Below are 22,738 nucleotides of genomic sequence, written 5' to 3'. Positions count from 1 at the left end.
GAGGACTACTCTTCATCCTCAGCGGCAGCGTAACCGTGTTTACCGAGTTCTTTGCCATCTAACCAGGCTTTACCGTTTTGCATCTTCAGTCTGTCTTCAACCAGCCACTTCGTCACAATTGGATAGATGGTGTGCTCTTGGGTTTGCACGCGTGCTGCCAGTGTTTCCGCATCATCATCTTCAAAAACAGGCACTTTTGCTTGCAGAACAATTGGGCCACCGTCTAGCTCTTCCGTCACAAAATGGACACTGGTGCCGTGTTCTTTATCTTTTGCATCAATGGCACGCTGGTGGGTGTGCAAGCCTGGATATTTTGGCAGCAGGGAAGGGTGAATGTTGATCATCTTCCCCATGTAATGCTGGACAAACTCGCTGCTGAGAATGCGCATGTAACCGGCCAGAATGACTGCGTCAGGTTTGTACTGATCGATTTGTTTCATTAACTCAGCATCAAATGCGTCGCGTGATTCAAATGCTTTTGGATCGACAAAATGGCCATCAACATTGAATTTTTTCGCTCGCTCTAATCCGTAAGCATCCGCTTTATTTGAGAAAACGGCAGCAACTTGTGCGTTAGGCATATTCGCTTCACACGCTTCCAGTATCGCTTGTAGGTTACTGCCACTACCAGAAATTAGGACCACTATGTTTTTCATGATGTTGAGACTGCCTTACTATTGTAGGTTTTCTAAATTACCTACTATTGAAATGGTTTTCGAGTTCCAGATAGCAGAATGAGGACCTAGTGTCCTCATTCTTTTTATTTTGTGAGCGAGAATCGCAAGTTAGTTAATTTCAACTTGTTCTTCATTTGCTTCCGCTTGAGCGATTTCACCAATCACCCATGCGTTTTCGCCTTCTTCTTGTAGAAGTGCAACTGCTGCTTCAGCTTGTTCTTTAGGTAGGGCAACGATTAGGCCAACACCACAGTTAAATGTACGGTACATTTCGCGGGTTTCTACGTTACCTTTCTCTTGTAGCCATTGGAAAATCACTGGCCATTCCCAGCTGTTACCGTCGATCACTGCTTTAGTGCCTTCAGGTAGTACGCGAGGGATGTTTTCCCAGAAACCACCACCAGTGATGTGTGAGATAGCGTGAATGTCGTGCTTCTCAATCATCTTCAGTGCTGATTTGATGTAAATCTTAGTTGGTTCAAGAAGGTGTTCACCGATAGTACGGCCTTCCAGTAGTTCGTTTTTGTCAGCACCAGAAACTTCAAGGATTTTACGAACCAGTGAGTAACCGTTTGAGTGTGGACCGCTAGAACCTACAGCGATAAGTGCATCACCAACCGCAACTTTAGTGCCGTCAATGATATCTTCTTTCTCTACTACGCCAACACAGAAACCAGCAACGTCGTAGTCTTCGCCTTCATACATTCCAGGCATTTCAGCAGTTTCACCACCGATAAGTGCACAACCAGCTTGCACACAACCATCCGCGATACCAGAAACAACATCTGCCGCGGTGTCTACGTCTAACTTGCCTGTTGCGTAGTAATCTAAGAAGAACAATGGCTCAGCACCTTGCACGATTAGATCGTTTACACACATAGCAACAAGGTCGATGCCGATGGTATCGTGCTTGTTCATATCCAGTGCCAGGCGAAGTTTCGTACCTACACCGTCGGTACCAGAAACCAGTACAGGTTGTTTGTATTTCGTTGGTAATTCGCATAAAGCGCCAAAACCACCGATACCACCCATCACTTCAGGGCGACGAGTACGTTTAACCGCACCCTTAATACGATCTACAAGCGCATTGCCTGCATCAATATCTACACCAGCGTCTTTATAGCTAAGAGAAGAGTTATTACCACTCACAGGGAAGTCCTCGGTATTTAAGTTGGATATGAAAACGGCGCTATTCTACCAGTGCTTAAATACAGATAGCAAACGTTTGCGCGAGTTTTTTTCTTTAGTCATATATCCTGATTTCCTAGTGGAAATCGTGTATAATCTGAAGGTTTGTTTAAATATAGCCAACTATAGCCGGAGATGGACATGAAAGTTGTTGAAGTAAAGCACCCTCTAGTAAAACATAAAATTGGTCTAATGAGAGAAGGTGATATCAGCACAAAGCGTTTTCGTGAGTTAGCGACAGAAGTCGGTAGCCTACTTACTTACGAAGCGACAGCAGACTTTGAAACTGAGAAAGTTACTATCGAAGGTTGGAATGGTCCAGTAGAAGTTGACCAAATTAAAGGTAAAAAAGTAACAGTAGTGCCAATCCTTCGTGCTGGTTTGGGTATGATGGATGGTGTTCTTGAGCACATGCCAAGTGCACGTATCAGTGTAGTCGGTATTTACCGCGACGAGGAAACGCTAGAACCAGTACCATACTTTAACAAGCTTGCGTCTAACATCGATGAGCGTATCGCGCTGGTTGTTGACCCAATGCTGGCAACTGGTGGTTCGATGATCGCGACGATCGACCTTCTGAAAGAGAAAGGTTGTAATCAAATTAAAGTTCTTGTTTTGGTTGCGGCTCCAGAAGGTATTGAAGCTCTGGAAAAAGCACACCCAGACGTTGAACTATATACAGCGGCAATTGATGAGAAGCTGAACGACAAAGGTTACATCGTTCCTGGTCTTGGTGACGCGGGTGATAAGATTTTTGGTACTAAATAAGCGCACAAAACACGCTTAATCAGTTGTGAACAAAGAAGAAAGGCTTGGTTAATACCAAGCCTTTTTTGTATAAGTCTAAGTTGATTCGACAAATTAGTTTGCTTTGTCTTCTTCCATTTGAGCGTTATCTACAACGTGGTTTTCACCCAGGTCGTGTGGAAGCACAAGGTTAAGAATGATCGCCACGATACCGCACAAGCTAACGCCTTGTAGGCTGAACTCGCCAATACCGAAAGCCATGCCGCCGATACCGAATACTAGCGTAACTGCAACGATAACCAGATTACGAGATTTGTGTAGGTCCACGTGGTTTTTGATCAGTGTGTTCAAACCTACCGTTGCGATAGAACCAAATAGCAGGATCATGATGCCACCCATGACAGGTACAGGGATTGTCTGAAGAATTGCGCCTAGCTTACCAACCAGAGCCAGAACAATAGCCGTCACTGCTGCCCACGTCATAATCACCGGGTTGAATGCTTTAGTCAGCATAACTGCGCCAGTCACTTCACTGTAGGTTGTATTTGGCGGTGCACCAACCATCGCCGCTGCCATAGTCGCTACCCCGTCACCTGCGATAGTGCGGTGAAGGCCTGGCTTTTTAAGGTAGTCTTTACCCGTTACATTTGAGATCGCCAGCATGTCACCCACGTGTTCCACAGCAGGGGCGATCGCTACAGGGATCATAAATAGAATCGCGTTAATATTGAATTCTGGTGTCGTGAAGTTTGGCAATGAAAGCCAAGCCGCCTGTGCTACTGGTGTAAAGTCAACCACACCGTATGCAAGTGACACTGAGTAACCAGCCAAAATACCACCCACGATCGGTACTAGCTTCAGGAAGCCTTTTGCAAATACACTCAATGCAATCGTCGTCAGTAGTGACACTGATGAAATCATAAGAGCGGCATCACCATTAATCAGTTGAACGCCGCCATCTCCTGTTTTACCAATCGCCATATTCACAGCGGTTGGTGCCAGGCCAAGGCCAATAACCATGATAACCGGACCAACAACCACGGGAGGCAGAATCTTATGGATAAAGCCTACGCCGCGAACTTTGATCGCTGCGCCCAGAGCAATATAAACCATGCCCGCCGCCATTAAGCCGCCCATTGTTGCGCCGATACCCCAAGTCTGGATACCGAACATAATAGGAGCAATAAACGCGAAAGAAGAGGCAAGGAAAATTGGGACAGAACGTTTAGTAATTAATTGGAAGAGGAGGGTACCGACACCGGCACCGAAGAGTGCTACGTTTGGATCGAGGCCAGTCAGAAGGGGCACTAGAACCAAAGCACCAAAAGCGACAAAGAGCATCTGAGCGCCTTGTAACGCATTTTTCATAATCATTTCCTATTTAAAGATACGCGGACAAATCCGGCGAATAGTATCACTCAGCAAACGTTTGCGACAATGATCAGATCAAACTTTTCGCCGATTTTAAGTGGCCAAATTATAGTTTTCGAGGTGTTTTATAACAAAAGTGTTTGTTTTATGAGCTGAAATTAATATTTTGGTAGATGAGCCGCAAATACAAGGATGTAATGTCGTATTTCTTACATTAGATAAGTCATTGTGGCGGATCATAATTGTTCTTACGTTCATCACATAAGCAATCAGGCACTTAAGGAAAAAGGGGGGCGAGTTAATGTACTCTACAGGACGTCCCGAAAGTGGCCTAAGCTGTTCATATTTCAAGCTATTTACCTTTGGGCTGCCTTGCTCCGGGTTTGATAGTTTTTTATTATGCGGTTTCTTGTTTAGAGGAAAATGAAAACTATGCACTATTTAGCTCTCTTATTGATAGGTTGGTTGTCCCTGCCCGTGTATGCATCAACTCAGGTAGATATCTATCATGCTGCAGTAGTCATCGACAGTGAACAGGAAAACGGTGAGTCTCTGGCTAAAGAACAAGGGATGAAAGATGTGATTGTTCGAGCAACTGGTTCTCAATCATCTTTAAACAATCCAGTTATTCAAAAGGCTTTGAGCTCAAGTTCACATTACATTTCTCAACTTGGTTATGCGCAAGTCAATGGTCAATCTAGTTTGAACATGCGTTTTAATGATAGCCAGATTGACGCGCTGCTCAAGCAAGCACAGTTACCGTCGTGGTCACCTTACAGAGCGAATATCCTTGTCTGGCTAATCGAAGAGCAGGCTTATGACCGCACGGTTACCTGGGAATATTCAGATTCCTCAAGCATCGCAGATCTGCGTTCTGCGGCAGAAGAGAGAGGATTGCCAATCACTATTCCTGTCGGCGATATTGATGATGTTACGGGTGTGAACGCGTCTGATCTTTGGGGCGGTTTCGTAGAGCCAATTGCTAAGGCCAGCCAACGTTACCCTGTTGATGCTGTACTGGTATTGCGTGCTCAAGGCGATCAAATCCGCTGGACACTTTACGATCAGCCACCATCTGCCATTCTTATTTCTCAACGCGCACCGCGCAGTGGTTCCGCTTCGGGTGCTGATGCGATTACTGCTATGGTCGATGGCATTAGCGATTACTACGCAGGTAAGAGCGCTTCCGTTGTCTCCGGCGAGTCTTCAGAAGGTATTACGATGAAAGTCGTTAACATTGCTTCAGCCTCTGATTTCTTCCGTTTAGAAAGTGCATTGAAGAAACTCAACTCGGTTGCAGGGAGTGAGATTAAACGTATTCAAGGTAATGAGTTGACGCTTAAACTTCATCTATTGGCATCAAAACAGGCCTTTGAACAAGAAGTGTCATCAATATCTCAACTCGCGGTGCATGAAGAGCCGAATAAGCCAGTTGAAGAGCGACTTCCTGTGCTGGTGACACAAGAGCCAACCTCAACGGACACATTGACAGATAAAGAGCAAGTAAACTCGCATGTAGTGATGGCTGAGGCTGAAATGCCGGTTCATGAAAGGCAGGAATCAGAGTCTGTCACTGTAGAGCCAGCGCAAGAACAGTATGATGTCATATACGAGTGGACCGCTCGTCAACGTTCTTAAAGTAAAATAATAACGTTTTCCAAATAATAAAAAGAGTCGCAAATCGCGACTCTTTTTTTGACACTTTGAAAGTGCTTATTTATTGAACTTGGCTTTTTCTTCTTTTTCTACTTGGGATAAGCGTTTGAGCTTTAGCCCGAGCTCTTTGCCTCGTGCGCGCGCAAACAGAATATTGCCGAAAAAGCCTAAAGTAGTCAGCACCAGTTCAACCACCGCTAACCAACGTTCCCCATTATCGACGTACAGGATGGTCAGCCCATGCAGGAAGTAAAGCATTAGCACGAAATTAGCCCAAGCATGCGTGTAAGGTTTACCAGCCAAAATACCCGGAAGAGGAAGTAACAATGGGATACACCACGCAATCGCTAAAGTTGTGCTGCTTAAGTGAGGGTGAGGCGACAATGCCAGTTGCCAGATTGCTACCCACGCCAACAAAGCCAAATTGCCAAACAAAGCCAGATATCGATAGCTTTTAGTCTGGGCACCAAGTGCAGGTTGGTCAAAAGATTGAGACATCGATTTACTATCCTTGAATTTACTAACAGCTTTTCAGCTTTAATGCTGCTGTCGCGAGTCGTTTGCCCAGTTTCTGAGCCAGACGAGCCTCGTCATTGGTAAGGCTTGGATCTTTTCCTACACTACTTGCACCGTAAGGTGTTCCACCTGACGTCGTTGAGTGCAGCTCGGGTTCCATATAAGGAATGCCAAGTAGCATCATCCCGTGATGCAACAATGGTGTCATCATGCTTTGTAGCGTTGTTTCCTGGCCACCATGCATCGAAGATGATGAGGTAAATACACACGCTGGCTTATCAATTAAGTCACCGCTTACCCACAAAGGAGTGGTTTGATCCCAGAAGTGCTTTAGAGGCGCTGCCATATTGCCAAACCAAACGGGACTGCCAAATGCGAGGCCATCGCAATTTTTCAGTTCTTCTAGAGTAACAATTGGATCGGAAGGGGTATGTGAGTGAGGTGACAATTCTTCAACTGTACGCAAAATTGCCTGGCATTGAGGAGTCGATTCGACTCCTCTTGCTATTTGTCTTGCCAGTTGTTTGGTTGCGCCATGTCGGCTGAAGTACAAAATAAGGATCTGGCAATCCATTTATAGAATATCCAACACTTGCTCTGGTGGACGACCGATTTTCGCTTTGTCGTTTGCGACAACAACAGGGCGCTCGAATAGTTTTGGATTTTGTGCCATTGCTTCGAACAGTTGTTCATCACTGACAGACGCCTCACCCAAGCCTAATTCTTTGTACTCGGCTTCTTTTGTACGCATCATGTCACGAACTGATGTGAAACCAAGCTGGGCATGAAGGGCTTTCAGTTCATCTACATTAAGTGGATTATCCAGGTACTTTACAACTTCTGGTGTCACACCATTTTGTTCAAGTAGTTCAAGAGTTTGACGGCTCTTTGAGCAGCGAGGGTTGTGATATATCACGACTGACATGGTTTTCTCCATTTCGTTATTGTAATGCCATGAATCGATCTCTTTGGATCATGAGTTGGTCAATACGAGCATCGTATCGAGCTTGTTCTAAGCTGCCCAACTGGGCCATTTTACTTGCTTCACTATAATATTGAATCGCTTTATTCCAGTTTGCCTGCAACGCCAAAATTTCGGCGCGTGCAGCTAGCTCTTCGTCATTACGTCCGAGTTCATGGTAATTCTTCGACAATAACTGCCAGCCATTGGTGTCTTCGGGGCGATCATGGGTGTAACGCTGAAGTAGGCGGACAGCTTGATCGTATTTTTTTGCCTCAAGCAGGGCATTCGCATAGTTAATGGTCAGGACTGTGTTCTGAGGGTTACGTGCAAGCGCACGACTCAACATCTCGACCGCTTTTTCAGGTTGTTTTTTCTCGATATAGAGATCACTCATCGCATCAAGATAGAACGGATTTCCTGGGTCTTGTGCCAACAGTTTTTTTAGGATTGTTTCAGCTTGAGACAAGCGTTTGCTGTCCAAATGAACCAAAGCCCTTCCGTAATCGAACGCTGGCATGATATCGGCAGAGGCATTTTTCTGTGTACGCTCAAACCAACCTAACGCGGCTGGTCCATCAATGCCTGCATAACGCGCAACGATCCGTGCCCGAGCCAGATGGTAATCAATCGATGGGACGATACGCATCGGTGGATAAGCCTGTGCTCGTTGTCGACTATCAGTAATACGGTCTTCTGGCAGCGGGTGGGTAAGCAGCATCGGTGGGGGCTTACTTGCATAGCGATACTCATCCGCTAAACGCCCAAAGAAACGGGGCATGGCTTGTACATCAAAACCTGCTTTTGCCAGTGTCGAGATGCCAAAACGGTCGGCTTCTTTCTCATTCGCACGCGTATAGTTTATCTGACTCTGCATGTTACCAGCCGTCGCTGCTGTGATGGCAGCAATACCTGCTTCTGGTGCTGCAATCGAAAGAAGCAAGGCACCAGCCAATGCCGCTAATGACGCTGGTGAGCGTCTCGCTTGGTCTTCCATACTGCGAGCAAGGTGGCGCTGGGTGACGTGAGCGATTTCGTGAGCAATAACGGACGCTAACTCACTTTCACTGCGGGCATGCAGAAACAGTCCTGAATGCAAAGCGACGTAACCACCAAAAAACGCAAATGCGTTGATATTACGGTCACGTATCATGAAAAAGTGGAACGGTGTCTTTACATCTGCCGCGTTGGCGACTAGACGATGGCCGAGAGAATCAATGTACTCGTTAATTACGGGATCGTTAACAATGGGCTTACTCGCTCTGAGCATGCGCATGTAAGCATCACCATAAATTAACTCTTGGTCTATCGATAGTGTACTTCCAGCGGCAGTCCCAATATCTGGTAAGTCAATACTACTGGCGTAGGTTGCCGGCGAACTAATTGCAGCAGCAATACATAGGCAAACTAGCGATCGAGTGCGTTTTAACATACGTTTTAAAGGTTCTCCCAAATACCTAAGCAAGTGGTTGGAGGTAGGGTACCTCTCAACGCTACCACTCTACTTTATGCTCATCCTGCCGGATGAGTGCGCTAGCAATAAGACCGAGAATAAATGAATTGGTTTCGTAAATTATTCTGTATCTTAGTGATTTCAGTTTCCGGTTAAATCATGTCAGAATAGCTAGCTCCAGCTCAAAAAGCCGTTACAATACAACCCTATCATAAGTGCAGAGCAATACAATGGAATCCATGTTACTTGATTTGCGCGCGCAACGCTGCCCCTTGGCACTGTTACTCGCTAAGCGTCACACTGCCGAGGCCTTTCAGGGAGAAAAGCAGCGGTATCATAAGCTTGTCATCAAAGTGATGGATAACAGCTCTAAGCAAGATATTGTGAAATACCTAAACGCTCAGGGATACATGGTTGATTGCCAACCAACATCAGATCACTACACATTGACTGTTCTCAATAAGGAATCCGTTTAAGATGTTCGAAATGGTAAATCGTTGGTATCAACGTCGATTTTCAGACCCACATGCCGTGAGCCTTGTAGCGATCCTGCTGTTTGGCTTTATCACCATTTATTTCTTCGGTCATCTCATTGCACCACTGCTTGTTGCAATTGTATTGGCCTATTTACTGGAATGGCCAGTGGTGCAAATGTGTCGTTTAGGCATGCCCCGAACGCTCTCGGTTATCATCGTACTGCTGGTTTTCATCAGTCTGATGTTGATCGCTTTATTTGGGTTGGTTCCAACTATTTGGACTCAGGTTGGCAACCTAATTAACGATATTCCAAATATGTACAATGGCTTACAAAAAATCATTGTGTCATTGCCTGAACGTCATCCAGAGCTGGCTAATATGCAAATCGTTGAAACTATTGCGACGAATGCGAAAAACCAGGCGTTGAGTCTTGGGGAGAGTGTGGTCAAAGGTTCATTGGCTTCTCTAGTCAGTCTGGCGACGTTAGCGGTGTACTTAATTTTGGTCCCTTTACTGATTTTCTTCCTGCTAAAAGATAAAGAAGTGATGCTCGGTATGGCCAGCGGTGTGTTACCTAAGAACCGTAAGCTAGCGAATAAAGTCTGGCATGAGATGAATCAACAAATCTCGAACTACATTCGCGGTAAAGTGCTGGAAATATTGATCGTCGGGAGTGTCAGCTATGTCACCTTCGCGATTTTGGATTTGCGTTACTCTGCGTTGTTAGCGGTAGCGGTGGGTTTATCGGTACTTATTCCTTACATTGGTGCGGCGGCGGTAACCGTACCAGTGGCTATTGTCGGGTTGTTCCAGTGGGGACTAACTCCGCCATTCTATTGGTTACTTGTCGCTTATGGCATCATCCAAGCACTAGATGGAAACGTACTGGTTCCGGTTCTTTTCTCTGAAGCAGTGAACCTGCATCCCGTAGCCATTATTGTCGCAGTGTTAGTCTTTGGCGGTCTGTGGGGCTTCTGGGGAGTATTCTTCGCAATCCCTCTAGCGACATTGGTCAAAGCAGTTTGGAATGCGTTACCTAGCCCTGATGAGCACGAGTCAGCCGAGCAAGAATAACTCTGAGGCCGGTAAGTCATTACCCGGTGCACACAACAATAAAAAGCCCAGCGACTTCAAAAGTGCTGGGCTTTTTGTTTTGTATTACGAATACGTGATTTTTAAGCGTTTTCGTTCAGATAATTTAAAACCGCTTCGTGGTGGTCTTTGGTTTTGAACTTGTTGAACACGTGTTCAATCACGCCTTCTTCGTTGATTAGGAAGCTGATTCGGTGGAGTCCGTCGTAGACTTTACCCATGAATTTTTTTTCGCCCCAAACACCGAACTGTTCTGCAACCGCATGATCTTCATCAGAAAGTAGGGTGAAGTTAAGTTCATCACGTTCGATAAACTTACCGAGACGTTTTACAGGATCGATGCTGACGCCGAGAACAACAACATTGTGTGCGTCGAGTTCTGCTTTAACGTCGCGTAGACCTTTTGCTTGTACGGTGCAGCCTGGGGTCATGGCTTTAGGGTAAAAGTAGAAAAGTACTTTCTTGCCTTTAAAATCACCAAGAGAAACAGTGTTGCCGTCTTGGTCGAGCAAAGAGAAGGCTGGCGCTGGCGAGCCTGCTGTCAGCGTGTTCATTATGATTTCCTTTACTTTATGGTGTGTTTTTAATGAAATTCAGAGAACCTTGTACGTTGAGCGACTTACAAAGTTCATCGAAATCTTCTTGGAGCTGCATAAGATTACAATCGGCGCTGACCGATGCAGTAATGGCGATGTGGAATTGATCGACATCGGCCTGAATTTTAGCTTTGTTGATAGTTTGTGCACTAAGTGAATCTAATCCAATCTGCTGGTCGGCGAAGAACTGAGTAAATTTTTCGGTTAGTCCCGGGCGATCTTCTGACTCAATAAAGACTTCCATGGCGTAACTGTTATCAAGTAACTCATGGGCAGCGGTGCGTTTCATTATCGTGATCAGGTCGTGTTCTTGTCCTAATAAAGGCATCTGAGTTTCAACGCGCGTAATATTCGTAGTGTTACCAGTCAGCAGCATGATGAGGGTAAATTCATTGCCGAAAATAGCGATGCGGCTATCGACAATATTACAGCCAGCTTGCGTAACGAGCTTTACGACTTGGTTACAGATGCCTGGACGGTCCGTTCCAACTGCTGTAAGTACCAGATGTTGCTTCATAAATGAGCTTCTTGTCCTTTGTTCAATAAAAAGATGTTAGCACAGATATGGTGGAGAAATATCGAGCCAGTTCTTTTTTTGGTTTTTTGCTGCTGTACGCTCTGGGCAACGGTTGAGCGACGGACAACCCGCAAGCGAGCAAAGGCAATAATCCCTTTGGGCGTGTTTGGTTGGGTTAAAACCATACCATTTATTCTCACGACACTTTCGGTCAGCTTATGTTTTACAAGATGATTTTTTTATTCACTCAAGTATGACTTGATAAAGCGCCTCAAAGAGTATATTTCTGAGCGTAGTGGAAATGAGGTCTTTCTTTTGCTGACGCCTTGTTCATCAAGAATTGAATTAGTTAACTAACACAACTATCAAATTTAGTGGGAATCAGGCCAAATCAGTAATTAAGTTGCTAGATCTCTAACATCTGATAATTATTCACTCATTTGTACTTTGTAAGCGAGTTTACGCTCTTGTGTTTTTCAATCGCATTACAGTACCATGCAGAAAGAACTAAATAAGGGAGATAAACATGTTTTCAGGAAGTATCGTAGCGCTGATTACGCCATTCAAAGCAGATGGTGAAGTAGACTTTGATAGTTTACAAAGGTTAGTAGAGTACCATATTGAATCAGGTTCAGACGGTATTGTGGCTGTAGGCACAACCGGTGAGTCAGCGACTCTGACGATTGAAGAGCATGTAAAGGTCGTTAATAAGGTTGTAGAGTTTGCCAATGGTCGCATCGCTGTGATCGCTGGTACGGGTGCGAATGCAACTCACGAAGCAGTAACATTTAGTAAATTGCTGGCTGATTCTGGTATCTCTGGTTTCCTAAGCGTAACGCCATACTACAACAAACCAACACAAGAAGGTTTGTACCTGCACTATAAAGCCATCGCGGAAGCGAGTGCTATCCCACTAATTTTGTATAATGTACCGGGTCGTACTGCAGTAGATATGCTGCCTGAGACTGTGGCACGTTTGTCAAAGATTGATAATATAGTCGGTATCAAAGATGCGACGGGTGATTTAAGCCGAGTTGCTATTCATCGTGAACTTTGTGGCGAAGATTTTATCTTACTAAGTGGTGATGATGCGACGGGCTTAGAGTTTGTTAAACTTGGCGGTAATGGGGTTATCTCGGTAACCAACAATATTGCGGCTAAAGACATGGCAGACATGTTCCATTTGGCAAGTGAAGGTAAGTACGAAGAAGCAGAGGCAATTAACCAACGTTTAATGACGCTGCATAAAAACCTATTCGTCGAAGCGAGTCCGATTCCAGTTAAATGGGCGGCTCAAAAGCTTGGTTTGATCGACGATGGTAGTCTGCGTCTTCCTCTAACCACGCTTTCTGAAAAAATGCAGCCGATCGTGGAACAGGCGTTAAGGGACGCCCGTATTTATCTAGATTGAGTTACTAGGATTGACGTTCATACTGGGGGCCAATGAGCCCTCAGTGTTTTAGGAGTATAAATGAAGCTTTCAAGCCAGTTAGTGTTAAGTTCATTAGCTGTATTCGTATTGACTGCCTGTTCAGGTGGTGCAACTCAACGTCGTCAGGCAAAAGACGACTTCGAGTATTTGAACACCCCAACATTGGGTGAGTGGAATGCCCCACAAGGTGCTCAGCCTCAGTTCTATCCAAATTACGAAATTCCTCAAGGCAATTACGCTGGTGGTGTGGGTAAAAACGTTGATATTCGACCACCACAACAAGTGCTGGAACTGATCCCAGGAGCGCGTTTGGATCGCGGTACAGACGGTGAAGTGACGCTATGGTTGTTACGCAAGGAAGAACAGGATAAGGTTTGGCAAACCGTTCAGGGTATGGTCGAAGCCCAAAAAATTCCGGTTGAAAGTCAAACGAATTCTCGTATCGAAACAGGTTGGCTCACATGGGACTCTGCTGATGAAGATATGGAGATCGGCAGCCGATATGAGATCACTCGTACGGAATCAGGCGGTCGATATGGTTTTAAAGTCAGTTTAATCGACTGGCGTGAAGGCAACCAAGTTAAAGAAGTTACCCCAACAAACCGTGAACGCTACAATGTGTTCATGACCAATCTGGTGACAGCCCGATACGATCAACAAGTTCGGGAAGAAGCGCAGCGTAAAGCTCAGGAATTGGTTAAACAGATCCCTATTACCATGGGCACAGACCGCAGTGGTCTTCCAGTCATTATTGCTCGTGCTCAATATGATGTGCTGTGGCCGCGTCTGCCGGTGATTCTTCCTAAGATGGGTTTCACGATTGAGGACCGCACTCAGTCTCAAGGTACAGTAGAGGCGAAATACGCATCACCGGATGATGATTTCTGGAATGATATTGGCGTTAAACCAGTCGATCTGAAAGCCGGTAAATATACCTTCTTGTTGGGTGATTTAGGCAACCGTACATCGATTAATATTACCGATTCAGCGGGCAAACCTGTTGAAGAAGAATTCCTGAAATCACTTGTGCCTGTTCTGGCTGAAGTGGTTAAGCAGTAATTGTTCAACACATAGATAAAAGGGACCGTATGGTCCCTTTTTTGATGGTTCGATATGATATTTAGTGCTTATTGGAATCGTCGTCTTTTCCGTTTTTATCCCCATAACGCTCTCGGTCAATTTCATTCAATCGATCCAATTCGTTTTTACGGCTTTTATCCATTTGATTAAATTTCATTTTAGCCGTGTATTTCAGGGCAGCGATGTTACCGATAACCACACTCAAAACCACAATGATGATAACCCAAGGGTTGGTAAGAAATTCGATCATAACGCCTCCGGCGGTGGGGTGATATTGCGAATATAGGTAGATAAGATGCTATCTAAATTATTCAGTATCGATTCTAACCCTGCAATCTTGTGCTGTTGATTTTGTCGAATCAGCTCATCTTTTAGTATTTCTGCATCTAATTGAGCGGCACAGCGCTGACCTACGGCGTTATGGCTAATGTGCCAGGGTTCAATCGCAACGCCCCCAAGATCGTCTTTATAGGGGAAGAAAAACCCAAACTCACTGATATGCTCTTTGAGCCAGACGTAGAACTCGTGCTGATGACCTTGTAGATATTCCCAAGGCTCCAGTTGAAGTTTCTTATCCTCAGGCAATAGGTTACGAGCATAAACATCGAAATCACAGCCCCAATGATGACGACTTCCGCCTGGAAGAGCAGACCAGCGAAGAATCGCCATTATCTTCTCTTCATCGCTTAAGTGCGCTTTGTTCATTGGCTTTGAGTCTGAATCAAGAATAGGCAACTCACCTGAAAACTTCCCATTCCAAATTGTACGCTGGCGAGCAAAATCACGAAATCCGCTGGCAATTTCCATGTTGAATCCAGCTTTATTCGCTGCCTCAATCATTTTCAATAGGTCGTCCGCCACTTCTGGATGAAGTAAAAAGGCTTTCTGACCCACCATGGTTGATTGAAGGTGAGAATCGGTAGTACCTGTGAGTTGCGATGGCGTCATGTTGTTCTCATTATTTACTTACGAACGATTAGTTGGCCAGCAAATGCTTCAGCGTGTTTTGGTACATGTCGGTCAACTTCTCTAAGTCATCAACTTTCACACACTCGTTCACCTTATGAATGGTTGCGTTCACTGGACCAAGTTCCACGACCTGTCCGCCCATACGAGCAATAAAGCGACCATCAGAAGTACCACCGGTTGTCAGCAACGCAGGTTTGGTGTGGTTAACTTCATCAACGGCTGCAACGACAGCGTCAAGCAAGGCTCCAGTATCAGTCAGGAACGGGTCGCCGTTGTATGTCCAGTTAAGTTCGTAGTTAAGATCGTATTTGTCCAGCGTTTGAGTGACACGTTCAACAATCACTTCGTTGGTGAGCTCTGTACTAAAGCGTAGGTTGAACTGAACATTGAATTCACCCGGAATAACGTTTGAAGCACCAGTGCCTGCAGATACATTCGGGATTTGGAAGCTGGTTGGCGGGAAGTAATCATTACCTTTATCCCACTCTGTTGTCGCCAGCTCGTGGATGGCTAACAATGAGGAGTGAACCGGGTTATTCGCAAGGTGTGGGTATGCCACATGTCCTTGGGTGCCTAATACGGTCAGATCGCCAGTAATGGAGCCACGACGGCCATTTTTCACCACGTCACCAACAATTTCTGTACTTGAAGGTTCACCGACGATACACATATCAATGATTTCATCACGTGCCATCAGTGTTTCTACGACGCGTACTGTACCGTTAATGAAAGGGCCTTCTTCATCTGATGTAATCAAAAAGCCAATCGAGCCTTTATGATCCGGGTGCTCTGCGATAAAGCGTTCAACAGCAACGACCATCGCCGCAAGCGAACCTTTCATATCGGCCGCTCCGCGACCATGCAGATAGCCATTTTTTACGACTGGATCAAATGGATGCGTATCCCATTGTTCAAGCTTGCCTGCTGGTACTACATCAGTATGGCCAGCAAAGGCGAATAAGGGCGCTTGTGTGCCGCGGCGTGCCCAAAAGTTGGTTGTATCTTCAAACACCATGACTTCAATTTCAAAACCAAGCGCTTTTAGACGCTCGATCATTAAGTCCTGGCAACCTGCATCTTCAGGCGTTACGGATTGTCTGCTGATTAGGTCTTTAGCAAGAGCCAGTACTGGACTGTCTGTCATCCTTGAGTGTTCCTTAAATTATGAGTTAAAAATAGTAGCGTATTGATCAGCTTTAAAACCGATATGGAGTTGATCATTCACTTTTAGAATAGGGCGCTTAATCATGGCTGGATTCTCGACCAACAGTTCAACGGCGTTTTCTTCATTGAGAGAATCTTTCTGTTCCTGCGTCAGTTGGCGGTAAGTTGTACCACGTTTATTGAGTACAGTCTCCCAGCCTAAAGCATCACAAAATTCCGTCACCAGAGACGTATCCACACCTTGTTTGCGATAATCATGAAATTCATACGCGATATTTTGCGCTTCTAGCCACTTTTTGGCCTTTTTTATCGTGTCGCAGTTTGGAATACCGAACATGGTAATCGTCATATTGTTTCCTTTTCTCTTATATCTAGTCTTAGGCACCTAATGTACTTAAGCAATTCTCGGCTGTTCACGCATCCTACCAAGAAGCAACCAAACTGACAAAATGCTACAGAGAATAATTATCTGTCTCTTAGTGTTTCTGAGTGACGAGGTGTAGGCGTTGATAACTTACAAAATGAGCCTATGTCGAACTCTATTTGTAGGAATTTGAGTAAAATGACACCAAATTCGATTGGAAAAGTCGAGTTATTGATCGAACGCAACATCTTATGGTGCAAAAACGAAATAATGACTCAGCACAATTTGAGGAGGTGTCAATGGAATTGAGTCCTGTTTTTGCAAGGCGGCTATATTTGGCCTTGTTGGTCGAAAACCTGGAAAGGCCAAATGTACCAAAACTAATCGAAAAAACGGGGTGGCCTCGTCGTACAATTCAAGATGTACTCAAGGCATTACCTGGAATCGGGATCGAGCTTATATTCGTTCAAGATGGTCGGCGTCACAATGATGGCTACTACCAACTTTCGGACTGGGGACCTTTTGATAGCCAATGGGTTCTGGAGCGAGAGAGCGATATCGCTATTAGCCTAGGATTTCGTGCGTAAGCCAGCAATCGCTGGCTTTTTTTCTTTGTATCCCTGCGCTCTTAGATGCTTGGCCAAAAGGCGTTAGTTACAGCGGTAAGCTGTGCCTAACACGGTGAAAGATGTCACGAAATATTGTGGAGAAATCATAAAGACCGTATCGGCATTGATGGCCATGGCATTATTTTTTAGATCGTTGATTGCGCCTTCTATCATGTCGTCATTCGAGTAGAACAGGTAGCTATACCAATGCCCTTCGCTGCCCGTTACGTCGCCTAAATACTGACACTGTGCTGGATCAAACTGGCTATCAATTCGAAGCTCGACTTGCTGACTTTTTGTGTGTGGGTCTATCGGTGTGGTTGAGCAGCCGAAGAGTGCGACCATCGTGCTGACAACAATCATGTGACGCATGTTATTTCCCCATAAGAATGAACGCAGCGAACCCTATCCAACTGAGCACAAGCAATACCCACGGAAGTGCAGATGAATTAGACGATTTCGATTCTACGCTAGCTTGCGTTTCTTCTTCTGTCATTTCATCGCTCTGACGTTGTCTATCTCTAATCTGCTTTTTTCTCGCTCTGTCTGCTTGGCGGTTTCGTTCTTTTTGTTGCTTCTTATATAGCGCGATGCCTTTTTCTATCCCTTGAGCGATCAGCTTGGTTTGTTCTTCGCTTTGCCCCGGTTTCTGAGTCGCCCGGGCAATGTTCATCGCTTCATTCTGGGTTTCTAAAGAGGGTACAGGTGCTGCTGGGGTTTTCTTTCTCATGGTTTTATTCACTCGGCTTATAGGAGCCTGCATCTTGAAATCACTGAAGGATAGTTTACCTGCCAAATGGGTTGAAATGAACTGCTACGCTCAAGTTCTGAGCATGCTTCTGGGTGTGTGCGACATTTCTGATGTTCCAGGGTACTGCATTGCAGTTTCTTGGCGATCAGGTAAAGTGACGGCTGTAAGTGATTAAAGAAGAAGATATTGTGCGCTACGCTATTGATCAATATGACGCTCATGGATTTTTGAAAGCGCCGTTTTTAGTCTGGTTAGGATGGATGTTTCTTGCCAGATCTTGGGTCGTGTTCGCCATGGCGGGGGTCAGCCGTGAAAGTGGAAGCAAACTGCTGTCGATTGTTTACCCGGATTCGAGCACGCTCTATTTGGGTTTGCTAGTGGGTATCCCGAGCCTGTTATTTATGTGGCTAATGGGATTACGCCAGCCTGATCGCAAGTGGGTAAATAAAATAATGCGCTTTGGTCGAGAGATGACTTTGATCTTGTGCGGTATTCAACTCGCTCAGACCATGTATCATGTGTATCTGGAACACGGGGTATTCAATTGGGCAAACGCTCTTACCATCACCTTATTAACCTGGTTTATGATTTACCTTGTCAACGGAAGGTGGGTAAAAGACTGTTTTAATGTGCCACAATTTGAGCATGATAAAGAACAGACTTCAAAGAATTAAAAATCAATAAATTCCCGCAAAGGGGCAAAGTTTAGAGGAAATTTTAATGTTACAAGCTCAAACGGCAATCGTGCCAGAAGCAGGACCATTTGCACTCTACACTCAACTGAAAGTGAACCAAAATCGTGACAACGTATTGGCGAAGCTCAAAGCGCTTCCAGAGCTGGTTGAAGAGTTAAATAACAGTCAGCCAGGTGCAGAGCTGACGCTTTCTATTGCATTCACAAAATCGTTCTGGCAGCACTTGAATATTGACGCACCTGAAGAGCTCATTGACTTCCCACAGTTAGGGGAAGGGGATATTGTTGCTCCAGCAAGTGATGTCGATGTACTCATTCACTGTCACTCTACACGCCATGATCTGCATTTTTACGTACTGCGTAAGTTTCTTGCAGACACCGTTGAAGATATAACTGTGGTTGATGAAACTTACGGATATCGTTACCTTGATGCGCGTGACATGACCGATTTTATTGATGGCACTGAAAACCCGAAAGGCGATGCTCGTGCCGACGTAGCATTGATCAAAGAAGGTCCATTTGCAGGTGGTAGTTATGTGATGGTTCAACGCTTTGAGCACAACCTTCCGGCATGGAACCGTTTGAATGTAAAAGCACAAGAAAAGGTTATCGGCCGCACCAAGCCAGATTCTGTTGAGCTGGAGGATGTTCCGGCTGCGTCACACGTTGGTCGTGTAGACATTAAAGAAGAAGGTAAAGGGTTGAAGATTGTTCGTCACAGTTTGCCATACGGTACAGTGACCGGCGCTCACGGTCTACTGTTCATCTCTTACTGCCATACTCTGCACAACATCAAAGTGATGTTAGAGAGCATGTATGGCGTTACCGATGGTAAGACTGACCAAATGCTGCGCTTTACTAAGGCGGTAACTGGTGCGTACTTCTTTGCCCCATCTCAGGAAATGCTAGCGGAGCTGGCTATCAAATAAGCCTCTGTTTCACATTTTTAAAGCCTTCCATTCTGGAGGGCTTTTTTGTGTCGGTTGCCTTTTCTTCCCTGTTCGTGTTTCTAAAACCGCTCAACTTTCCGCTAATTTGGCAGATCAATTACGGCTATCAACGTTAAGACCAATACTCCTGCACAAGTTGTACAGCTCAGGAGGGAAAGGAGAAAAAAACTGCCTGTATCGACAGATGAAAAAGAAGCTTTAGTGAAAATTTAACGCTTTCTCTGTTTTTTATCTATTTCGTCACATATCTTCTTTCAAGTTAACTTTTTCAAAAAAAATGGAAGATTTTTGCTAAAGAAATCAGGTTGCGTGTCGTTAATAAAAGTAACTTTGAGAGAACTACTTGGTTTTCCGAGACGTCGGAAACCGCTACATCGGAAAATCAATTGGAGAAATCACCATGGCAGTAAATGTAAATACAAACGTATCAGCGATGACCGCTCAGCGTTACCTAAACAGCGCAAATTCAGCGCAGCAATCTTCAATGGAGCGCTTGTCTTCTGGCTTTAAGATCAACAGCGCAAAAGATGACGCTGCAGGCCTGCAAATCTCGAACCGTTTGAACGTGCAAAGCCGTGGTTTGGATGTGGCGGTTCGTAACGCGAATGATGGTATCTCGATTGCACAAACTGCTGAAGGTGCGATGAATGAAACCACTAACATTTTGCAACGTATGCGTGACTTATCACTGCAATCGGCAAACGGCTCGAACTCAAAAGCAGAGCGTGTGGCCATTCAGGAAGAAGTCACCGCACTGAATGATGAGCTAAACCGTATCGCGGAAACAACATCGTTTGGTGGTAATAAACTGCTTAACGGTACTCACGGCACTAAATCTTTTCAAATTGGCGCAGATAATGGCGAAGCAGTCATGCTTGAATTGAAAGATATGCGTTCTGACAACAAAATGATGGGTGGCGTAAGTTATCAGGCTGAAAACGGCAAAGATAAAGACTGGAGAGTGTCAGCCAATAATTCAGAACTGACAATCAATCTGACAGACAGCTTTGGTCAAGAGCAAAGTATCTCTGTTAACGCCAAAGAAGGCGATGATATAGAAGAGTTAGCGACGTACATCAATGGTCAAACTGATCTGGTAAAAGCATCTGTCGATGAAGATGGCAAACTGCAAATCTTTGCTGGCAACAACAATGTGGACGGCGAACTATCATTCCGTGGTTCTCTATCTCGTGAGCTAGGGCTGGATGAAGGTAAAAAAGTCACCGTGGATTCTATTGATGTAACGTCTGTGGGCGGAGCACAAGAGTCTGTCGCGATTATCGATGCCGCTTTGAAGTATGTAGACAGCCACCGTGCAGAACTGGGTGCATTCCAGAACCGCTTCAACCATGCAATCAACAACTTGGATAACATTAACGAGAACGTGAACGCGTCGAAGAGCCGTATCAAAGATACTGACTTCGCGAAAGAAACGACGGCGATGACCAAGGCTCAAATTCTATCGCAGGCGTCAAGCTCAATACTTGCGCAAGCGAAACAAGCGCCAAACTCAGCGCTGAGTCTGCTAGGTTAAGCGTTATACCTACCTTAACCCAAGACTAGAACCACATTGGCTCGTGGTGAGAGATGAGCGAGTAAACCCAGCTTCGGCTGGGTTTTTTTCTGCCTTTACAAAGTGCAGCGAGGAAATAATCACTCACGTCAGACGTCCGTCACATTTCTGTAAGTAGAGGAAATGAATCGCAAATATTGGAAATTTATCCTAAAGGATATGCATCGTTCGCCGTTAAAGAGACTGAGAGAAATGAGATATACCTGAGTGAGGTGAGAGACACGACGGTATATTGGCAAACATAAGGAGATCAAATATGGCGATTAACGTTAATACTAACGTTTCTGCGATGACCGCGCAGCGTTACCTGAATCAGGCGGCTGCAGGTCAACAAAAATCAATGGAGCGTTTGTCTTCGGGTTACAAAATCAATAGCGCGAAAGACGATGCTGCAGGTCTACAGATTTCAAACCGTTTGAACGCACAAAGCCGTGGTCTCGACATGGCAGTGAAAAACGCGAATGACGGTATTTCTATTGCACAGGTTGCTGAAGGTGCAATGAATGAATCGACCAACATCCTGCAACGTATGCGTGACCTATCGCTTCAATCTGCGAACGGCTCAAACTCAAAAGCAGAACGTGTAGCGATTCAAGAAGAAGTGACAGCGTTAAATGACGAGTTAAATCGTATTGCTGAAACGACTTCATTCGGCGGGAACAAACTTCTTAACGGTACTTACGGTACACAATCTTTCCAAATCGGCGCTGACTCAGGCGAAGCGGTGATGCTTTCGATGAGCAGCCTGCGTTCTGATACTTCTGCAATGGGGGGTAAGAGCTACGCAGCAGAAGAAGGCAAAGATGCATCTTGGGCTGTGGGTAAAAATACTGAGCTAACATTGAGCTACACCAATAAGCAAGGTGAAGAGCAAGAGCTGACTATCAACGCGAAGCAAGGCGACGATATCGAGCAGCTAGCGACTTACATTAACGGTCAGAGCGACGACGTAAAAGCGTCGGTAGGTGAAGACGGCAAACTGCAAGTGTTTGCTTCTACTCAGAAAGTGACTGGTGAAGTAGAGTTCTCGGGCAATCTGGCTGATGAAATTGGCTTCGATGATGCAAAAGATGTCACGGTTCAAGACATTGATGTTACCTCTGTAGCGGGATCACAAGAAGCGGTGGCAGTTATCGACGGTGCGCTTAAGTCAGTGGACAGCCAGCGTGCGTCTCTGGGAGCGTTCCAAAATCGCTTCAATCACGCAATCAATAACCTAGATAACATCAATGAGAATGTGAATGCGTCGAAGAGCCGTATTAAAGATACTGACTACGCGAAGGAAACCACGGCGATGACTAAGTCGCAAATCCTTCAGCAAGCGAGTACTTCAATTCTGGCGCAAGCGAAGCAGTCACCATCTGCAGCGCTAAGCTTATTGGGCTAATCTGGCTCACTCAGAGCTAAAGCGATAGTTTTTATCGTTAGCGCGTTAAGTTGGAAGGGAGATTGTAATGGAAATATCCTCCTATACATCGAATATCCAGTCTTACGGTGCAGAGGATGGCACCAAAGTTGCTAGTAAAAACGGCTATGGCATAGGCGTGCCGGGTCCAGCAAGTTCTTCCGGTGATGTTGCGCTGCACAAAGTGAAAGGCACCGAACACGACTTCTCTGTGCAGGCTGCGATTGAGATGGTGGAAAGCCGTCAGGAGCTAAACAGGGAAGAGCGTGAAAAAATGGTGGCACAAATGAATGCGTTTGTGACTTCCATAAATAAGGGAGTAGCGTTTCGCGTGGATGAAGAATCTGGCAGAGACGTTGTGACGATTTACGAAGCCACAACAGGCGACATAATTCGTCAAATCCCTGATGAAGACATGCTGGTAGTACTGCGTCGTCTAGCTGAGCACACAGCTAACAGCGGTTTGTTCGTTGAAAAAGTGTAAGTCGTTTTTGAGG

28 protein-coding genes are annotated in these 22,738 nt (G+C 45.3%); 13 read left to right on the top strand and 15 right to left on the bottom strand.

Annotated features, from left to right (window positions below; translation table 11 throughout):
- Window positions 1-5: 5 nt before the first annotated feature.
- Window positions 6-656, bottom strand: coding sequence for a phosphoribosylglycinamide formyltransferase (purN, locus tag ACWYU8_RS02855; RefSeq protein WP_457516962.1), 651 nt, complete (start codon window positions 654-656; stop codon window positions 6-8).
- Between the two features lie 129 nt (window positions 657-785).
- The gene (purM, locus tag ACWYU8_RS02850) at window positions 786-1,826 is read right to left on the bottom strand and encodes a phosphoribosylformylglycinamidine cyclo-ligase (RefSeq protein WP_457516960.1); all 1,041 of its coding nucleotides are present in this window, start codon (window positions 1,824-1,826) and stop codon (window positions 786-788) included.
- 180 nt (window positions 1,827-2,006) lie between these two features.
- On the opposite strand from purM, the gene upp reads away from it, so the two are divergent.
- Window positions 2,007-2,633: a uracil phosphoribosyltransferase gene (upp, locus tag ACWYU8_RS02845; protein ID WP_014232731.1), complete on the top strand. Its 627-nt coding sequence runs from the start codon at window positions 2,007-2,009 to the stop codon at window positions 2,631-2,633.
- 93 nt (window positions 2,634-2,726) lie between these two features.
- On the opposite strand, the gene ACWYU8_RS02840 is transcribed toward upp, so the two are convergent.
- On the bottom strand, window positions 2,727-3,980 hold the full coding sequence (locus ACWYU8_RS02840; RefSeq protein WP_457516958.1) for a uracil-xanthine permease family protein: 1,254 nt from the start codon (window positions 3,978-3,980) through the stop codon (window positions 2,727-2,729).
- A gap of 435 nt (window positions 3,981-4,415) precedes the next feature.
- Here ACWYU8_RS02840 and ACWYU8_RS02835 point away from each other — a divergent pair, with 435 nt between their 5' ends.
- Window positions 4,416-5,621: a DUF2066 domain-containing protein gene (locus ACWYU8_RS02835; RefSeq protein WP_457516956.1), complete on the top strand. Its 1,206-nt coding sequence runs from the start codon at window positions 4,416-4,418 to the stop codon at window positions 5,619-5,621.
- Window positions 5,622-5,696: 75 nt separating this feature from the next.
- On the opposite strand, the gene ACWYU8_RS02830 is transcribed toward ACWYU8_RS02835, so the two are convergent.
- The 4 genes from ACWYU8_RS02830 to bepA are packed head-to-tail and all read right to left on the bottom strand — an operon-like array spanning window position 5,697 to window position 8,548.
- The gene (locus ACWYU8_RS02830) at window positions 5,697-6,137 is read right to left on the bottom strand and encodes a DUF2069 domain-containing protein (protein ID WP_457516954.1); all 441 of its coding nucleotides are present in this window, start codon (window positions 6,135-6,137) and stop codon (window positions 5,697-5,699) included.
- A gap of 22 nt (window positions 6,138-6,159) precedes the next feature.
- On the bottom strand, window positions 6,160-6,729 hold the full coding sequence (wrbA, locus tag ACWYU8_RS02825; RefSeq protein WP_457516952.1) for an NAD(P)H:quinone oxidoreductase: 570 nt from the start codon (window positions 6,727-6,729) through the stop codon (window positions 6,160-6,162).
- Window positions 6,730-7,080 carry an arsenate reductase (glutaredoxin) gene (gene arsC, locus ACWYU8_RS02820; RefSeq protein WP_457516951.1) on the bottom strand — a complete coding sequence of 117 codons (351 nt, stop codon included), beginning with the start codon at window positions 7,078-7,080 and terminating at the stop codon, window positions 6,730-6,732. It lies immediately after the preceding gene.
- A 16-nt stretch (window positions 7,081-7,096) separates the two neighbouring features.
- Entirely contained in the window at window positions 7,097-8,548 is a 1,452-nt protein-coding gene (gene bepA / locus ACWYU8_RS02815) for a beta-barrel assembly-enhancing protease (RefSeq protein ID WP_457516950.1), read from the bottom strand.
- Between the two features lie 260 nt (window positions 8,549-8,808).
- On the opposite strand from bepA, the gene ACWYU8_RS02810 reads away from it, so the two are divergent.
- Together ACWYU8_RS02810 and ACWYU8_RS02805 are read left to right on the top strand one after the other, a co-directional pair.
- Window positions 8,809-9,045 carry a sulfurtransferase TusA family protein gene (locus tag ACWYU8_RS02810; protein WP_457517333.1) on the top strand — a complete coding sequence of 79 codons (237 nt, stop codon included), beginning with the start codon at window positions 8,809-8,811 and terminating at the stop codon, window positions 9,043-9,045.
- A 1-nt stretch (window position 9,046) separates the two neighbouring features.
- Window positions 9,047-10,120, top strand: a complete 1,074-nt coding sequence (locus ACWYU8_RS02805) for an AI-2E family transporter (RefSeq protein WP_457516949.1) — start codon at window positions 9,047-9,049, stop codon at window positions 10,118-10,120.
- A 101-nt stretch (window positions 10,121-10,221) separates the two neighbouring features.
- Here the strand turns inward: ACWYU8_RS02805 and bcp are convergent, their stop codons facing one another.
- On the bottom strand, window positions 10,222-10,692 hold the full coding sequence (bcp, locus tag ACWYU8_RS02800; RefSeq protein WP_457516947.1) for a thioredoxin-dependent thiol peroxidase: 471 nt from the start codon (window positions 10,690-10,692) through the stop codon (window positions 10,222-10,224).
- Window positions 10,693-10,708: 16 nt separating this feature from the next.
- The gene (locus ACWYU8_RS02795) at window positions 10,709-11,251 is read right to left on the bottom strand and encodes a glycine cleavage system protein R (protein WP_457516945.1); all 543 of its coding nucleotides are present in this window, start codon (window positions 11,249-11,251) and stop codon (window positions 10,709-10,711) included.
- 526 nt (window positions 11,252-11,777) lie between these two features.
- Between ACWYU8_RS02795 and dapA the strand changes: the two genes are divergently transcribed.
- On the top strand, window positions 11,778-12,662 hold the full coding sequence (dapA, locus tag ACWYU8_RS02790) for a 4-hydroxy-tetrahydrodipicolinate synthase (RefSeq protein ID WP_457516944.1): 885 nt from the start codon (window positions 11,778-11,780) through the stop codon (window positions 12,660-12,662).
- Between the two features lie 60 nt (window positions 12,663-12,722).
- A complete protein-coding gene (gene bamC / locus ACWYU8_RS02785; RefSeq protein ID WP_457516942.1) occupies window positions 12,723-13,742 on the top strand; it encodes an outer membrane protein assembly factor BamC in 1,020 nt (339 codons plus the stop codon).
- A 61-nt stretch (window positions 13,743-13,803) separates the two neighbouring features.
- On the opposite strand, the gene ACWYU8_RS02780 is transcribed toward bamC, so the two are convergent.
- Genes ACWYU8_RS02780 through ACWYU8_RS02765 form a run of 4 tightly spaced genes read right to left on the bottom strand, consistent with a single transcriptional unit; the run spans window position 13,804 to window position 16,245 of the window.
- Window positions 13,804-14,013 (bottom strand): DUF2897 family protein, encoded by a 210-nt coding sequence (locus ACWYU8_RS02780; RefSeq protein ID WP_457516941.1) that lies wholly within the window; start codon window positions 14,011-14,013, stop codon window positions 13,804-13,806.
- On the bottom strand, window positions 14,010-14,711 hold the full coding sequence (locus tag ACWYU8_RS02775) for a M15 family metallopeptidase (protein WP_457516940.1): 702 nt from the start codon (window positions 14,709-14,711) through the stop codon (window positions 14,010-14,012). The genes ACWYU8_RS02780 and ACWYU8_RS02775 overlap by 4 nt, the downstream gene beginning before the upstream one ends.
- A gap of 28 nt (window positions 14,712-14,739) precedes the next feature.
- Window positions 14,740-15,876 carry a succinyl-diaminopimelate desuccinylase gene (gene dapE / locus ACWYU8_RS02770; protein ID WP_457516938.1) on the bottom strand — a complete coding sequence of 379 codons (1,137 nt, stop codon included), beginning with the start codon at window positions 15,874-15,876 and terminating at the stop codon, window positions 14,740-14,742.
- Between the two features lie 18 nt (window positions 15,877-15,894).
- Window positions 15,895-16,245 (bottom strand): ArsC family reductase, encoded by a 351-nt coding sequence (locus ACWYU8_RS02765; RefSeq protein ID WP_457516937.1) that lies wholly within the window; start codon window positions 16,243-16,245, stop codon window positions 15,895-15,897.
- A gap of 314 nt (window positions 16,246-16,559) precedes the next feature.
- Between ACWYU8_RS02765 and ACWYU8_RS02760 the strand changes: the two genes are divergently transcribed.
- Complete coding sequence (locus ACWYU8_RS02760; protein ID WP_457516935.1) at window positions 16,560-16,847, top strand: winged helix-turn-helix domain-containing protein; 288 nt, start codon at window positions 16,560-16,562, stop codon at window positions 16,845-16,847.
- A 63-nt stretch (window positions 16,848-16,910) separates the two neighbouring features.
- Here ACWYU8_RS02760 and ACWYU8_RS02755 read toward each other — a convergent pair whose 3' ends face one another.
- Complete coding sequence (locus tag ACWYU8_RS02755; protein WP_457516933.1) at window positions 16,911-17,240, bottom strand: DUF4156 domain-containing protein; 330 nt, start codon at window positions 17,238-17,240, stop codon at window positions 16,911-16,913.
- 1 nt (window position 17,241) lies between these two features.
- Window positions 17,242-17,598 (bottom strand): DUF2956 domain-containing protein, encoded by a 357-nt coding sequence (locus ACWYU8_RS02750; protein ID WP_457516931.1) that lies wholly within the window; start codon window positions 17,596-17,598, stop codon window positions 17,242-17,244.
- A 34-nt stretch (window positions 17,599-17,632) separates the two neighbouring features.
- Between ACWYU8_RS02750 and ACWYU8_RS02745 the strand changes: the two genes are divergently transcribed.
- The 6 genes from ACWYU8_RS02745 to flaG all read left to right on the top strand — a co-directional run bounded on the left by ACWYU8_RS02745 (window position 17,633) and on the right by flaG (window position 22,725).
- Window positions 17,633-17,794 (top strand): hypothetical protein, encoded by a 162-nt coding sequence (locus ACWYU8_RS02745; RefSeq protein WP_457516930.1) that lies wholly within the window; start codon window positions 17,633-17,635, stop codon window positions 17,792-17,794.
- Between the two features lie 13 nt (window positions 17,795-17,807).
- Window positions 17,808-18,293 carry a DUF2919 domain-containing protein gene (locus ACWYU8_RS02740; protein WP_457517331.1) on the top strand — a complete coding sequence of 162 codons (486 nt, stop codon included), beginning with the start codon at window positions 17,808-17,810 and terminating at the stop codon, window positions 18,291-18,293.
- Between the two features lie 46 nt (window positions 18,294-18,339).
- Window positions 18,340-19,242 (top strand): Dyp-type peroxidase, encoded by a 903-nt coding sequence (locus ACWYU8_RS02735; protein WP_457516928.1) that lies wholly within the window; start codon window positions 18,340-18,342, stop codon window positions 19,240-19,242.
- Window positions 19,243-19,663: 421 nt separating this feature from the next.
- Window positions 19,664-20,797 carry a flagellin gene (locus ACWYU8_RS02730; RefSeq protein ID WP_457516927.1) on the top strand — a complete coding sequence of 378 codons (1,134 nt, stop codon included), beginning with the start codon at window positions 19,664-19,666 and terminating at the stop codon, window positions 20,795-20,797.
- A 295-nt stretch (window positions 20,798-21,092) separates the two neighbouring features.
- Window positions 21,093-22,223 carry a flagellin gene (locus tag ACWYU8_RS02725; RefSeq protein ID WP_457516925.1) on the top strand — a complete coding sequence of 377 codons (1,131 nt, stop codon included), beginning with the start codon at window positions 21,093-21,095 and terminating at the stop codon, window positions 22,221-22,223.
- 67 nt (window positions 22,224-22,290) lie between these two features.
- Window positions 22,291-22,725, top strand: coding sequence for a flagellar protein FlaG (gene flaG, locus ACWYU8_RS02720; protein ID WP_457516923.1), 435 nt, complete (start codon window positions 22,291-22,293; stop codon window positions 22,723-22,725).
- Window positions 22,726-22,738: the final 13 nt, after the last annotated feature.

Source organism: Vibrio limimangrovi, assembly GCF_054064025.1.
This window is presented reverse-complemented; position numbering and strand designations above follow the sequence as displayed.

Coding starts and splice junctions, on each gene's coding strand:
- bepA (WP_457516950.1), bottom strand. CDS start 8,548: ATGTTAAAACGCACTCGATCGCTAGTTTGCCTATGTATTGCTGCTGCA.
- ACWYU8_RS02840 (WP_457516958.1), bottom strand. CDS start 3,980: ATGAAAAATGCGTTACAAGGCGCTCAGATGCTCTTTGTCGCTTTTGGT.
- ACWYU8_RS02780 (WP_457516941.1), bottom strand. CDS start 14,013: ATGATCGAATTTCTTACCAACCCTTGGGTTATCATCATTGTGGTTTTG.
- dapE (WP_457516938.1), bottom strand. CDS start 15,876: ATGACAGACAGTCCAGTACTGGCTCTTGCTAAAGACCTAATCAGCAGA.
- ACWYU8_RS02725 (WP_457516925.1), top strand. CDS start 21,093: ATGGCGATTAACGTTAATACTAACGTTTCTGCGATGACCGCGCAGCGT.
- ACWYU8_RS02765 (WP_457516937.1), bottom strand. CDS start 16,245: ATGACGATTACCATGTTCGGTATTCCAAACTGCGACACGATAAAAAAG.
- ACWYU8_RS02775 (WP_457516940.1), bottom strand. CDS start 14,711: ATGACGCCATCGCAACTCACAGGTACTACCGATTCTCACCTTCAATCA.
- dapA (WP_457516944.1), top strand. CDS start 11,778: ATGTTTTCAGGAAGTATCGTAGCGCTGATTACGCCATTCAAAGCAGAT.
- ACWYU8_RS02730 (WP_457516927.1), top strand. CDS start 19,664: ATGGCAGTAAATGTAAATACAAACGTATCAGCGATGACCGCTCAGCGT.
- bamC (WP_457516942.1), top strand. CDS start 12,723: ATGAAGCTTTCAAGCCAGTTAGTGTTAAGTTCATTAGCTGTATTCGTA.
- purN (WP_457516962.1), bottom strand. CDS start 656: ATGAAAAACATAGTGGTCCTAATTTCTGGTAGTGGCAGTAACCTACAA.
- ACWYU8_RS02795 (WP_457516945.1), bottom strand. CDS start 11,251: ATGAAGCAACATCTGGTACTTACAGCAGTTGGAACGGACCGTCCAGGC.
- bcp (WP_457516947.1), bottom strand. CDS start 10,692: ATGAACACGCTGACAGCAGGCTCGCCAGCGCCAGCCTTCTCTTTGCTC.
- ACWYU8_RS02830 (WP_457516954.1), bottom strand. CDS start 6,137: ATGTCTCAATCTTTTGACCAACCTGCACTTGGTGCCCAGACTAAAAGC.
- ACWYU8_RS02810 (WP_457517333.1), top strand. CDS start 8,809: ATGTTACTTGATTTGCGCGCGCAACGCTGCCCCTTGGCACTGTTACTC.
- arsC (WP_457516951.1), bottom strand. CDS start 7,080: ATGTCAGTCGTGATATATCACAACCCTCGCTGCTCAAAGAGCCGTCAA.
- ACWYU8_RS02755 (WP_457516933.1), bottom strand. CDS start 17,240: ATGCGTCACATGATTGTTGTCAGCACGATGGTCGCACTCTTCGGCTGC.
- flaG (WP_457516923.1), top strand. CDS start 22,291: ATGGAAATATCCTCCTATACATCGAATATCCAGTCTTACGGTGCAGAG.
- ACWYU8_RS02760 (WP_457516935.1), top strand. CDS start 16,560: ATGGAATTGAGTCCTGTTTTTGCAAGGCGGCTATATTTGGCCTTGTTG.
- ACWYU8_RS02735 (WP_457516928.1), top strand. CDS start 18,340: ATGTTACAAGCTCAAACGGCAATCGTGCCAGAAGCAGGACCATTTGCA.
- upp (WP_014232731.1), top strand. CDS start 2,007: ATGAAAGTTGTTGAAGTAAAGCACCCTCTAGTAAAACATAAAATTGGT.
- wrbA (WP_457516952.1), bottom strand. CDS start 6,729: ATGGATTGCCAGATCCTTATTTTGTACTTCAGCCGACATGGCGCAACC.
- ACWYU8_RS02835 (WP_457516956.1), top strand. CDS start 4,416: ATGCACTATTTAGCTCTCTTATTGATAGGTTGGTTGTCCCTGCCCGTG.
- ACWYU8_RS02750 (WP_457516931.1), bottom strand. CDS start 17,598: ATGAGAAAGAAAACCCCAGCAGCACCTGTACCCTCTTTAGAAACCCAG.
- ACWYU8_RS02805 (WP_457516949.1), top strand. CDS start 9,047: ATGTTCGAAATGGTAAATCGTTGGTATCAACGTCGATTTTCAGACCCA.